The sequence below is a fragment of the Paracoccus sp. KR1-242 genome (assembly GCF_049446195.1).
GTDB classification, from domain to species: Bacteria; Pseudomonadota; Alphaproteobacteria; order Rhodobacterales; family Rhodobacteraceae; genus Paracoccus; species Paracoccus broussonetiae.
Map to the genome: position 1 here is coordinate 184,906 of NZ_JBMSED010000012.1, position 12,537 is coordinate 197,442.

A 12,537-nucleotide genomic window follows, 5' to 3' on the forward strand; every position below is an offset into this window, starting at 1 on the left:
CGGTTTCTCGACGATGGGTGCCAGGGCTCGTCTCCGATCGGGTCGGGGCCAGCCTAGCCCCGCCCCCGGCCGGGATCAACGCAGCACGGCCTCGGCTGCGGCGCGGATCGCGCGGATGTTTTCGCCATAGGGTGCACTATTGGAAACCGAGCCGCCCTTGAACACGGCCGAGCCCGCGACCAGCACATCTGCCCCTGCCTCGACGACCAGCGGCGCAGTGGTCGGATCGACCCCGCCGTCGATCTCGATATGGACGGGACGGTCGCCGATCATCGCCCGCAGCGCCCGCACCTTCTCGATCTGGCTGCGAATGAACTTCTGCCCGCCGAAACCGGGGTTCACGGTCATCACGCAGATCAGATCCACGTCGTCGATCAGGCCCTTGGCCGCCTCGGCCGGGGTGCCGGGGTTCAACGCCAGTCCCGCCTTGGCCCCGGTCGCCCGGATCGCCTGCAGGGTGCGGTGGATATGCGGCCCGGCCTCAAGATGGGCGGTGATGAAATCCGCGCCCGATTCCGCGAAAGCATCGATATACTGATCCACCGGCGAGATCATCAGGTGGACATCCATCACGCCCCGGATATGCGGGCGGATCGCCTTGCAGGTGGCCGGGCCAAAGGTGATGTTCGGAACGAAATGCCCGTCCATGACGTCGACATGGACCCAGTCGGCGCCCTGCTCCTCGACTGCGCGGATCTCCTGTCCGAAATTGGCGAAATCCGCCGAAAGGATCGAGGGGGCGATCTTGATGCTGCGGTCGAAGCTCATGGCACGTCCTTCCTGCGGCTGCCGTCAATGTCGAGCCCGCCGGAAAAGACGCGGCTCGCTCGGATATCGGCCTCCGTTATCGTGGAAAGCGATTTGGCGTCAACCACGGCTGCTGCGGAAAAAAGCCGGTTCGCCTGACGCAGTCGCGCCCGGTCCAGCGCATTGCGGATGCTGCGGGCATTGGCGAAATGGGGCTGCTCGCGGCGCAGGCGGACATATTCCGCCATCGCCGCCGCCCCACCCGGATCAAGGACATATCCCTGCGCGCCAAGCATCGCACCCGAGATGCGCCCCAGCTCCTCGTCCGAGTAATCGGGAAACTCGATATGATGGGCAATGCGCGAGCGGAAGCCGGGATTGGCGGAAAAGAAGCGGTCCATCCGGTCGGCATAGCCCGCCATGATCACGACCAGATCGTCTCGGTTGTTTTCCATCACCTGCAACAGGATCTCGATCGCCTCCTGCCCATAGTCGCGTTCGTTGTCTGGCTTGTAGAGGTAATAGGCCTCATCGATGAACAGCACGCCCCCCATCGCCTTTTTCAGCACTTCCTTGGTCTTGGGTGCGGTATGGCCGATATATTGCCCGACCAGATCGTCGCGGGTGACACTGACCAGGTGCCCCTTGCGGACATAGCCCAGCCGATGCAGCAGCCCCGCCATCTTCAGCGCGACGGTGGTCTTGCCCGTGCCGGGATTGCCGGTAAAGGACATGTGCAGGGTCGGCGTCTCATGGGCCAGGCCCAGTTGCCGCCGCGCCCGGTCCACCAGCAGCAGCGCCGCAGTTTCACGGATGCGCTGCTTGACCGGGGCCAGGCCGATCAGCTCGCGGTCAAGCTCGTCAAGGATCTCGCGTACGCCCGAGGATTCGTATTCCGCCCTCAGATCGACCGTGACCGGTGCCGCATCGCCATCCATGACCCCACTCCTTCCTTCATCGTTTGGAAAATACCCTCGGGGGGTCCGGGGGGCAGACGGCCCCCCGGCGCCGCCGGGCCAACAGGCCCGGCAGATGCGTCAGCCCACCATCTCGTGGGTATAGCGGACATGCCGCCCGTCCGCCTCCATCCTCCAGGTGCGGAAGCTCGGCTCATGCGCGGGGCGGTTGACGATGAAGGACATCATCACCGTCTCCCATCCACGACTGCTGTCGAAGGCGTTGATGCGGATATAGGCGTCGCCATGCGCCTTGCGGCACTCGTCCAGTTCCATCATCACGCCCTTCGCGTCCTTCAGGTCGAACATCGGGTTGCCCCACATCTCCCAATAGGTGTTGCGGGGATGGGGCTCGTCGGTGAATTCGATTCCGACCGCCCAGTCGCGGGACAGGATGTATTCGATCTGGTCGCGGATCTGCGCGTCGGTCAGGTCGGGCAGAAAGGAAAAACAACCTTGGGTAATGCGCATCTTTCCTCTCCTTAGCTGACGGATGCGGTGGGAACGAAGTCGGAGGTGTCGGTCGAGGTATAGTTGAAGGTGATGTTCCCCCAGGTATCCAGCGCCGCCTCCAGCGGCTTGCACCACTTCGCGGCCTTGCGCAGGACCTCGGGGCCTTCGGACTTCAGGTCGACGCCCTCGTTCCTGGCCAGGACCATTGCCTCCAGCGCAACGCGGTTCGCGGTTGCGCCCGCCTGGATGCCCATCGGGTGGCCGATGGTCCCGCCGCCGAATTGCAGGACGACGTCATCGCCGAACAGGTCGATCAGCTGGTGCATCTGCCCGGCATGGATGCCCCCCGACGCGACGGGCATGGTCTTCTTCAGGTTGCCCCAATCCTGTTCGAAGAAGATCCCGCGCGGCAGGTCGACCTCGTTATGGATCTCGCGGCAGACATTGTAGAAGCCCTGCACGGTCATCGGGTCGCCTTCCAGCTTGCCGACGGCGGTGCCGCAATGCAGGTGGTCGACGCCCGCCATGCGCAGCCATTTCGCGATCACGCGGAAGCTGATGCCGTGGTTCTTCTGCCTTGTATAGGTGCCATGCCCGGCGCGGTGCATATGCAGGATCATGTCATTCTGGCGGCACCAGTTCGAGATCGACTGGATCGCGGTCCAGCCCACGATCAGGTCGACCATGACGATGACCGAGCCAAGCTCCTTGGCCATTTCGGCGCGGCGATACATCTCTTCCATCGTGCCGGCGGTGATGTTCAGGTAATGACCCTTGATCTCGCCGGTCACGGCGGTCGCCTTGTTCACAGCCTCCATGCAGTAAAGGAAACGGTCGCGCCAATGCATGAAGGGCTGGCTGTTGATGTTCTCGTCATCCTTCATGAAGTCGAGGCCACCCTTCAGCCCCTCATAGACGACGCGGCCATAGTTCTTGCCGGACAGGCCCAGCTTCGGCTTGGTGGTCGCGCCCAGCAGCGGACGGCCGAACTTGTCCAGCCGCTCGCGCTCGACCACGATGCCGGTCGGCGGGCCGGCAAAGGTCTTCATGTAGGCAACCGGAAAGCGCATGTCCTCCAGCCGGGCGGCCTTCAGCGGCTTGAAGCTGAACACGTTGCCGATGATCGAGGCGGTGACGTTCGCAATCGAGCCTTCCTCGAACAGGATCAGGTCATAGGCGACGTAACAGAAATACTGCCCCGGCGTGCCCGGCACCGGCTCGACCCTGTAAGCCTTGGCGCGATATTGGTCGCAAGCGGTCAGCCGATCGGTCCAGACCACCGTCCAGGTCGCGGTCGAGCTTTCTCCGGCGACGGCAGCAGCGGCCTCGATGGGGTCCACGCCCTCCTGCGGCGTGATGCGAAACAGGGCCAGGACATCGGTGTCCTTCGGCACGTAATCGCCGTCCCAATAGCCCATCTGGGCATATTTCAGAACGCCTGCGGCATAGCGCTTCTTGGCGTCGGTGATTTCGGTCTTCGACATCTCGTTCATCGAACTTCCTCCCTTCAGGCGGCTCTGGCGCCGGCAATGGCCGGGTCCAACGCCCCCGACGCGTAGCGTTTGGCCATCTCGTCCATCGGGATGACCCTGATGCGGCCGGCGTGGCCCGCCGTGCCGAAGCGTTCGAACCTGTCGCGACACAGCGCGGCCAGTTCCTCCATCGCGGGGATCAGGAACTTGCGCGGGTCGAATTCCTGCGGGCGTTCGCGGGCGACCTTGCGGAAATGCCCGGTCATGGCCATGCGGCAATCGGTGTCGATATTGACCTTGCGCACGCCGTGGCGAATGCCGCGCTCGATCTCCTCCACCGGGACGCCATAGGTCTGGGGCATCTCGCCGCCCGCCCCGTTGATGAGATCCTGCAGATATTGCGGAACGCTGCTGGACCCGTGCATGACCAGATGCGTGCCGGGCAGGCGCTGGTGGATCGCCTCGATCACATGCATGGCAAGAATGTCGCCATCGGGCTTGCGGGTGAACTTGTAGGCGCCGTGGCTGGTGCCGCAGGCGATCGCCAGCGCGTCGCAGCGGGTGCGCTGGACGAAATCGGCCGCCTGATCGGGATCGGTCAGCAACTGGCTGTGGTCCAGCTTGCCTTCCGCGCCAGATCCATCCTCGGCCGCGGCCTCGCCGGTCTCAAGGCTGCCCAGCACCCCCAGCTCGCCCTCGACCGACGCACCGACCGCATGGGCGGCCTCGGACACCTTGGCCGTCACCGCGACGTTGTAATCGTAGTCGGCGGGCGTCTTCATGTCCTCCAGCAGCGAGCCGTCCATCATCACGCTGGTGAAGCCGTGGCGGATCGCCGACATGCAGGTGCCAAGATTGTTGCCATGATCCTGATGCAGGCAGATCGGGATCGTGGGGTTCATCTCGGCCAGCGCCTCGACCATGCGGCGCAGCATGATGTCGCCAGCATAGGACCGTGCGCCGCGGCTGGCCTGCAGGATCACCGGGGCGTCGGCCTGCGCGGCCGCCTTCACGATGGCCAGCCCCTGCTCCATGTTGTTGATATTGAAGGCGGGCACGCCATAGCCATGCTCGGCGGCGTGGTCCAGAAGTTGCCGAAGCGTGATCAGCGCCATCACTTTCCTCCCGTGATCAGTTGCTGGGCCAGCTCCGCCGCGGCCTCGGCCGTGATGCCGAAATGGCGATACAGCGCCGGGGCGGGGGCGGATGCGCCAAAGCCGGCCATCCCGATGAAGCCGTCACCGGGCCGCAGGAAAAGTCCGTCCCAGCCCTGCCGGATCAGTGCCTCGATCCCGATGCGCGGGGCCGCGCCCAAGACCTCTTCGCGATCGACCTGGGGGCGGGCGGCGAAAAGCTCGAAGCTAGGGGCGGACACCACGGCCGCGGCGACGCCACGCGCGGTCAGCAGATCGGCAGCGCCCAGCGCAAGCTCGACCTCCGATCCGGTGGCGATCAGCGTCACGTCCCGCGGCCCTTGTGTCTCGCGCAGGACATAGGCGCCCTGCCGCGTCATGTTCACGCGGGCGAGGTCACGGACCGTGGGCAGGTTCTGACGCGACAGGCATAGGACCGAGGGGGTGGCCGGCGCAGTCAGCGCGATTTCCCAGGCCTCGGCCGTCTCGATCGCGTCGGCAGGACGAAAGACCGTCAGGTTCGGGATGGCACGAAGGGCGGCCACATGTTCCACCGGCTGGTGGGTCGGGCCATCCTCGCCCAGCCCGATGCTGTCATGGGTCATGACATGGACCACCGGCACCCCCATCAGCGCCCCCAGCCGGATCGCCGGACGGGAATAGTCGCTGAAGGCCAGGAACGTCCCGCCATAGGGGATGAACCCGCCATGCAAAGCGATCCCGTTCATGATCGCCGCCATGCCATGTTCGCGGATACCGTAATGGACATAGCGCCCGCCACGGTCTGCAGCCGTGATGGCCGCCATCCCTTTCGTCCGGGTATTGTTCGATCCGGTCAGGTCTGCCGACCCCCCGATGGTGTTCGGCAGTGTCGCGTTGACCACCTCCAGCGCCATTTCGGACGCCTTGCGGGTCGCGACAGAGGGCCGCTCGACGGCGATGCGTTCGGCATGTTCGGTGATGGCGCGGCGCAGTGCGGATGCGTCGGGCGCGGCCAGCATGGCAGAAAACCTGGGCTTCAGAGGGGAACGGGTCAGCCGTTCCTGCCATGCCGACCGCGCCGTCGCCCCCCGCGCGGAGACGGCGCGCCAGGAGTCGAGGATGGCTTGCGGAAGTTCGAAGGGGTCATGCGTCCAGCCAAGATGCTGGCGGGCCGCCGCGATCTCGTCCTTGCCCAGCGGCGCACCGTGGACATCGTGGCTGCCCTGCTTGTTCGGGGCGCCATAGCCGATCATCGTGCGGCAAGCGATCATCGAGGGGCGGTCATCCGTCCGCGCAGCTTGGATCGCGCGGGCCACGGCCTCTCGGTCATGGCCGTCGACGGCCTGCACATGCCAGCCCGACGCGGCGAAGCGCGCCTGCTGATCGGTGCCGGTCGACAGGTCGGTCGCGCCGTCGATGGTGATGCGGTTGTCGTCCCAAAGCACGACCATCCGGCCAAGGCGCTGGTGCCCGGCGAAATCGATCGCCTCCTGGCTGACGCCTTCCATCAGGCAGCCGTCGCCGCAAATGACATAGGTCCAGTGGTCGACCAGATCGTCACCGAAGCGGGCGTTCATCATCCGCTCGGCCATCGCCATGCCGACGGCGGTGGTGATGCCCTGACCCAAGGGACCGGTCGTGGTCTCGATCCCCCGGGCGTGGCCGTATTCGGGATGACCGGCGGTGCGCGATCCAAGCTGGCGAAAGGCGCGCAGCTGCTCCACCGGCATGTCGTCATAGCCCAGCATGTGGTTGATCGCATAGACCAGCATCGAGCCGTGCCCGGCCGACATCACGAAACGGTCGCGGTCCGGCCATTTGTCATCGGCAGGATCGATCCGCATGAAGCGGTTGAACAGCACCGCCGCCACATCCGCCATGCCCATCGGCGCGCCGGGATGGCCGGATTTCGCGGCCTCGACCGCGTCCATCGCCAGCACCCGGATCGCGGTCGCCATCTGGGCTTCGGCGTCGGTTTCCATGCGCGTCATCTGGTTCATCGCGGCCACTCCTTCAGGCGCGTTTCGATTCGCTGACCATCCGCGTCACCATCGGCGTCAGGATCAGCTGCATCGCCAGGTCCATGCGCGGACCGGGAACGACGATGGAATTGGCGCGGCTCATCCACGAGCCCTGGATCATCGTGGTCAGATAGGGGAAATCGATGCCCCGTGGATTGCGGAAGCGGATCACCACCAGGCTTTCGTCCGGCGTCGGGATCCAGCGCGCGATGAAGGGGTTCGAGGTATCGACCACCGGGACGCGCTGGAAGTTGATGTCGGTCTGCGTGAATTGCGGGCAGATCACATGCACATAGGCGTGCATCCGGCGCAGGATCACGTCTGTCACCGCCTCGGTCGAATAACCGCGGCTGGCCTTGTCGCGATGGATCTTCTGGATCCATTCGACATTGATGACCGGGACGACCCCGATCTTGAGGTCGGCGTGACCGGCGATGTCGATGCCATCGGTCTTCACGGCGCCGTGCAGGCCTTCATAGAAAAGCAGGTCAGACCCCGGCTCGAACTCAGACCATTCGGTGAAGGTGCCGGGCGCGGAACCCCAGATTTCGGCCTCGCGCTCGTCATGGACATAGTGGCGGGTCTTGCCGCTGCCGCTCCGGGCATAGTCCCGGAAGGCCTCTTCCAGCCGCGGCAGCTCATTCGCGTCCAGGCTGAAATGGCTGAAAGTATGATCTCCTGCCTCGGTCCGGCGCGCCAGTTCGGCCTTCATCGCTGCGCGGTCATAGCGGTGGAAGGCGTCGCCCTCGATCGAGGCGGCCCTGATTCCCTCGCGCCGGAAGATCTGGTCGAAGGTGTTCTTGATGGTCGTGGTGCCCGCGCCTGACGAACCGGTGACCGAAATGATGGGGTGCTTCCTGCTCATGTGTTCCTCTCAGGCACGGAAAAGGCCGCGATTGCCGAACAGCGCCGAAACCTCGGTTTCGGGCAGGTCGTGATAGGCGGCGATGCGGGCGACCTTTTCGGCCGATCCGAAGACAAAGGGCGAGCGCTGGTGCAATGCCTGCACCTGCTGGTCGAGCATCGGCTCGCAGGAATCCGACGCACGCCCGCCCGCCTGCTCGATCAGGAAGGCGATGGGACCGCATTCGTAAAGCAGGCGCAGGCGGCCGCGCTCATACCCTTTGCGGGCGTCGGCGGGATACAGGAACACGCCGCCCCGGATCAGGATCCGATGCGTCTCGGCCACCAGCGAGGCGATCCAGCGCATGTTGAAATTCGTCTCGCGCGGGCCGTCGATCCCGGCCAGGCAATCGTCGATGAACGCCCGGACCGGACGCGCCCAATGGCGATAGTTCGAGGCGTTGATGGCGAATTCGAACGAACAGTCGGGCATCATCAGCCGCGTGTTCTCGATCCGGAAAGCGTCGGTCGCGGGGTCCAGGACATAGTGCTGCACCCCGTCGCCGAAGCTGACCATCATCGCGCAGCGCGGACCATAGATGATGTAGCCCCCGCCGATCTGCTGGCGCAGGGGCCGCAGGAAGCTGGCTTCGGCCGTGTCCTCGGCCGGATAGATCGCGAAGATCGAGCCGATCGAGACGTTGGTGTCGATGTTGGATGAGCCATCCAGCGGGTCCATCGCCACGGCAAGCACCCCGGCGGGATCGACCTCGATGGCGTGGTCCTGCTCCTCCGAGACCAGCCAGCGAACTCCGGTCCCGGCCAGCGCCTCGCGGAACATGTCGTCGGCCAGCACGTCCAGCGCCTTTTGTCCGTCGCCATCCGAGTTTCTGCCCACCGCCGCGCCCAGATCGCCTCCACCGCGGATGATCGCGGCCAGCCTGGCACCGGTTTCGGCGATGGCCTGCATCATCGGGCGGAATTCGGCCGGAATCCGGCGACTGTCGATGCTTGTGGCGGTCATCGGCCCCTCCCTTGGCGCGCTTCCCACCTTCTTGTTGACACGGCTGAATTTTAAGGAACATTTAAAAAACTGAAAGCTTCTTTCGGAAAACCTGAATGAACAGGATCGACGCCGTCACCTTGCGCCAGTTGCGCGCCCTGCGCGCCGTCATCGACAGCGGCTCGCTGACGGGGGCGGCCGGCGACCTGGGTCTTAGTCCGCCCGCCGTTCACGGCCAGCTTCGCGCGCTTGAGGATCTGATGGCCGCGCCCCTGGTCCTGCGTGGAGAGCATGGTGCCTTTCTGCCCACCGACGAAGGCCGCGCCATGCTGGAGGCCGAGGCCCAGATCGCAGTCGCGCTGGAAACCTGCGCCCGCCGCGTCGCCGCGCTGCAAAGCGGCCATACCGGGAACGTGTCGCTGGGCGTGGTCTCGACCGGCAAGTATTTCGCCCCGCGCCTTGTCGCAGACCTGCGCCGCGCGCTGCCAGAGGTCGAAGTGACCTTGCGCATCGGCAACCGCGACACCGTCATCCAGTGGCTTGGGGCGCGCGCGGTCGATCTTGCCATCATGGGGCGACCGCCCCGCAGTCCCGCCGTCGTAGCCGAGCCGGTCGGCCCCCATCCCCATGTCATCGTCGCGCCGCCCGGACATCCGCTGGCGGATGCCGATCCCGCGCTGCCGCAGGATCTTCTGGCCGAGACCTTCCTGGCGCGAGAGCGCGGCTCCGGCACGCGGATCCTGATGACGCGCTTTCTGGACCGGATCGGCGACGGGACACCTTGGCGCATGGTCGAGATGGGCACCAACGAGACCATCAAGCAGGCCGTCATCGCGGGACTGGGGATCGCGCTGATCTCGCTTCACACCGTGACCGAGGAATTGCGGGCGGGGCGGCTTGTCTCGATCAGGGCCATCGGCCTGCCGATCCAGCGCAGCTGGTTCCTGCTGCGGCGCGAGGATACGCCGCTTTCCCCAGCCGGGCAGCGCGTGCATGACCATGTCCGCGACATGAACGGATCCTTCCTGCCCCGCGTCTGACGGCCCCCCTTGGGGTTTTCCGTCCAAGGCCTATATTGGGGGCAACGCGCGCCGCCGCTTGGCCCGGTCGCGCCCCTCATTCCGAAGGACAAATGATGGCTCAAACAAAGGATCTTTCCTGGGACGACTGCGTGTTGCCCTTTCAACTGGAAGCATCGGGGGTGCGCGGGCGCGCAGTCCGGCTGGGTCCGACCCTTGAACATATCCTGTCGCGCCACGACTATCCGGTCGCGGTCAGCGCCATGGTGGCCGAACTTGTGGCATTGACGGCGCTGATCGGTCCCACGATCAAGCTGCGCTGGAAACTGTCGCTGCAGGTTCGGGGCAATGGTCCGATCCGTACCATCGCCACCGACTATTACGCCCCCGAGACCGAAGGTGCCCCCGCCCGCATCCGCGCCTGGGCCAGCTTCGACGCCGAGCGCCTGTCCTCGGACCAGCCCGGTTTCGAGCAGGTGGGCGAAGGCTATTTCGCCGTGCTGATCGACCAGGGTCCGGGCATGACCCCCTATCAGGGGATGACGCCGCTGGACGGGGGATCGCTGTCGCGCTGTGCGCAGACCTATTTCCAGCAGTCCGAACAGCTGCCGACCCAGTTCGAGGTGACGGTCGGCCGCTCGCGTCTGGCCGGTGACAGCGCCGAGCATTGGCGCGCGGGCGGGATCATGTTGCAGACCCTGCCGGCGCAAAGCCATGCCGCGCCCGAAGACGGTGCGGAACTGGAATCGGCCGACATCCTGCAAGGCGCCGAGTCCGAGGACTGGAATCGCGCAACCATGCTGATGGGCACGGTTGAGGCGATCGAGCTGGTCGATGCCGGCCTGCCGCTGCCGAATCTGGTCTATCGCCTGTTCCACGAGGAACAGCCGACGGCCTTCCACCGCCAGGACCTGCATTTCGGCTGCTCGTGCAGCCCCGACCGGGTGCGTGGCACGCTGTCGATCTATTCCGCCAAGGACATCGCGCACATGACGACCGAGGACGGAATCGTGACCGCCGACTGCCAGTTCTGCGGCGCGCATTACGAATTCGACCCGCGCAGCCTGGGCTTCGAGGCGACCGTGGACAGTCAGGGCAAGCCCCTGCCCCCTGCCCAGCAAGCGGCGCAATGACATGCTGACCGCGCCGCAGACGCTGCTGCGCGACCAGCTTCGAAGGGCGCTGTCGACCCCGGCGGCGCCCTCGTCCGACTATGACCTGGTGCAAGCGGCGCCCCCGGCCGAGGTGGAGCTGCGCCCCGCCGGCGTGCTGGCGGCGTTTGACAGGCAGGGCCGGCTGGTGCTGACCAAGCGCGCCAGCAGCCTGCGCCATCACCCCGGACAGATCGCGCTGCCCGGCGGCAAGGTCGATCCCGGCGACGCAGACGAGGTCGCGGCCGCCTTGCGTGAGGCGCATGAGGAAATCGGCCTTGATCCCGCGCAGGTCGAGATCCTGGGCAGCCTGCCCCCGCACCGCACGGTCACGAATTTCGCCATGACCCCCGTCCTGGGGTTGATCCGCGGCGAGTTCACCCCCCGGGCCGAGGCCGGGGAGGTCGAGGAAATTTTCACCGTTCCCTTTGCGCATATCGCCGATCCCGCCAGCTATCGCATCGAACGCCGACTGTGGCGTGGCGACTGGCGGAACTATTACGTCGCGCCTTATGGCCCGTATTACATCTGGGGGGCGACGGCGCGGGTCTTGCACGCGCTGGCATTGCGGCTGGCGGCATGACCCGGATCGAGGCCCCCTTTCTTCACGACCCCGCGCTGCGCCGGGTTCTGGCCGCGCTGAGCGATGCGGGGCATCAGGCGCTGGTGGTCGGCGGCGCGGTCAGGAACGCCCTGCTGGGCGAGCCGATCGCGGATGTCGATATCGCCACCTCTGCCCTGCCCGACGACACGCGGCGGCTGACCGAGGCGGCTGGGTTGCGCGCCGTGCCCACGGGTGCCGAACATGGCACCATCACCGTCGTTGCCGATAGCAAAGGCTTTGAGGTCACGACCTTTCGCCGCGATGTCGAGACGGACGGACGCCATGCCGTCGTCGCATTTTCGGACCGGATCGAGGAAGATGCGCTGCGCCGCGACTTCACCATGAACGCGCTTTACGCGGATGCCTCGGGGCAGGTGCTGGATCCGGTCGGCGGCCTGCCCGACCTTGTGGCCCGGCGGCTGCGCTTTGTCGGAGACGCCCGCGCCCGCATCGTCGAGGATTACCTGCGCATCCTGCGCTTCTTCCGCTTCCATGCCCGCTATGGCGCGAAAGGTGCGGCCGATCCCGCCGCGCTGGCGGCCTGCGCCGTGCTGGCGCCGGGCCTTGATGGCATCTCGAAGGAACGGATCGGGGCGGAAATGCGCAAGCTTCTGTCCGCACCGGACCCGGTCGAGGCCGTGGCGATGATGGCCGATGCAGGCGTCCTTGCGCGCATCCTGCCGGGGTCGCGGCCCGATGCCCTGCCCGCGCTGATCGCTGCCGAGGTTCAGGCGGGCGCGTCGCCCGACTGGCAGACCCGGCTGGCCCTGCTTGCCCCCACCAATCCGGTCCATGACCTGCGCCTGTCGCGCGAGGAAGCCCGCGCGCAGGAACATCTGGCAACTGCCCTGACCCTGCCGCTGCCCGAGGCCGCCTATCGGCTTGGCGCGAGAACCGCGCGCCGCGCCGCGCTGATCCGCACCGCGCAGGGCGCCGCCTTCCGCCCCGACTGGCAGGAACGGATCGACCGTGCGGCGGCCGCGCGGCTGCCCCTTGCGGCCCGGGACCTGATGCCGGAACTGTCCGGACCCGCCTTGGGCGAGGCCCTGCGCGAGGCCGAGATTGCCTTTGTCGCCAGCGACTTCACCCTGCCGCGCGATGCCCTGCTGCGGATTGCGCTGGACCGGTCCGGCGAGATGAAAGGTTGACCGCG

Annotated in this window: 12 protein-coding genes; 4 read left to right on the forward strand and 8 right to left on the reverse strand. The window is 66.2% G+C overall.

Annotated elements, in window-relative coordinates:
* Positions 1-75 precede the first annotated feature (75 nt).
* From rpe to ACO2Q4_RS18475, 8 genes are all read right to left on the reverse strand, one after another.
* Entirely contained in the window at positions 76-768 is a 693-nt protein-coding gene (gene rpe, locus ACO2Q4_RS18440) for a ribulose-phosphate 3-epimerase (protein ID WP_395131480.1), read from the reverse strand.
* Positions 765-1,685, reverse strand: coding sequence for a CbbX protein (cbbX, locus tag ACO2Q4_RS18445; protein ID WP_311757759.1), 921 nt, complete (start codon positions 1,683-1,685; stop codon positions 765-767). The genes rpe and cbbX overlap by 4 nt, the downstream gene beginning before the upstream one ends.
* Before the next feature lie 99 nt (positions 1,686-1,784).
* Positions 1,785-2,174, reverse strand: coding sequence for a ribulose bisphosphate carboxylase small subunit (locus ACO2Q4_RS18450; RefSeq protein ID WP_311757760.1), 390 nt, complete (start codon positions 2,172-2,174; stop codon positions 1,785-1,787).
* Between the two features lie 11 nt (positions 2,175-2,185).
* On the reverse strand, positions 2,186-3,640 hold the full coding sequence (locus ACO2Q4_RS18455; RefSeq protein ID WP_390907811.1) for a form I ribulose bisphosphate carboxylase large subunit: 1,455 nt from the start codon (positions 3,638-3,640) through the stop codon (positions 2,186-2,188).
* A gap of 23 nt (positions 3,641-3,663) precedes the next feature.
* The gene (gene fba / locus ACO2Q4_RS18460; RefSeq protein ID WP_311757762.1) at positions 3,664-4,743 is read right to left on the reverse strand and encodes a class II fructose-bisphosphate aldolase; all 1,080 of its coding nucleotides are present in this window, start codon (positions 4,741-4,743) and stop codon (positions 3,664-3,666) included.
* Positions 4,743-6,734 carry a transketolase gene (tkt, locus tag ACO2Q4_RS18465; RefSeq protein WP_423321111.1) on the reverse strand — a complete coding sequence of 664 codons (1,992 nt, stop codon included), beginning with the start codon at positions 6,732-6,734 and terminating at the stop codon, positions 4,743-4,745. The genes fba and tkt overlap by 1 nt, the downstream gene beginning before the upstream one ends.
* Positions 6,735-6,756: 22 nt before the next feature.
* The gene (locus ACO2Q4_RS18470) at positions 6,757-7,629 is read right to left on the reverse strand and encodes a phosphoribulokinase (protein WP_311757764.1); all 873 of its coding nucleotides are present in this window, start codon (positions 7,627-7,629) and stop codon (positions 6,757-6,759) included.
* 9 nt (positions 7,630-7,638) lie between these two features.
* Positions 7,639-8,631 (reverse strand): class 1 fructose-bisphosphatase, encoded by a 993-nt coding sequence (locus ACO2Q4_RS18475; protein ID WP_423321064.1) that lies wholly within the window; start codon positions 8,629-8,631, stop codon positions 7,639-7,641.
* Positions 8,632-8,726: 95 nt separating this feature from the next.
* Here ACO2Q4_RS18475 and cbbR point away from each other — a divergent pair, with 95 nt between their 5' ends.
* The 4 genes from cbbR to ACO2Q4_RS18495 all read left to right on the forward strand — a co-directional run bounded on the left by cbbR (position 8,727) and on the right by ACO2Q4_RS18495 (position 12,532).
* Positions 8,727-9,650, forward strand: coding sequence for a LysR family regulator CbbR (gene cbbR, locus ACO2Q4_RS18480; RefSeq protein ID WP_311757766.1), 924 nt, complete (start codon positions 8,727-8,729; stop codon positions 9,648-9,650).
* 95 nt (positions 9,651-9,745) lie between these two features.
* Positions 9,746-10,762: an Hsp33 family molecular chaperone HslO gene (locus ACO2Q4_RS18485; protein ID WP_311757767.1), complete on the forward strand. Its 1,017-nt coding sequence runs from the start codon at positions 9,746-9,748 to the stop codon at positions 10,760-10,762.
* A gap of 1 nt (position 10,763) precedes the next feature.
* The gene (locus tag ACO2Q4_RS18490) at positions 10,764-11,363 is read left to right on the forward strand and encodes a CoA pyrophosphatase (protein WP_311757768.1); all 600 of its coding nucleotides are present in this window, start codon (positions 10,764-10,766) and stop codon (positions 11,361-11,363) included.
* The gene (locus ACO2Q4_RS18495; protein WP_423321066.1) at positions 11,360-12,532 is read left to right on the forward strand and encodes a CCA tRNA nucleotidyltransferase; all 1,173 of its coding nucleotides are present in this window, start codon (positions 11,360-11,362) and stop codon (positions 12,530-12,532) included. The genes ACO2Q4_RS18490 and ACO2Q4_RS18495 overlap by 4 nt, the downstream gene beginning before the upstream one ends.
* Positions 12,533-12,537 lie beyond the last annotated feature (5 nt).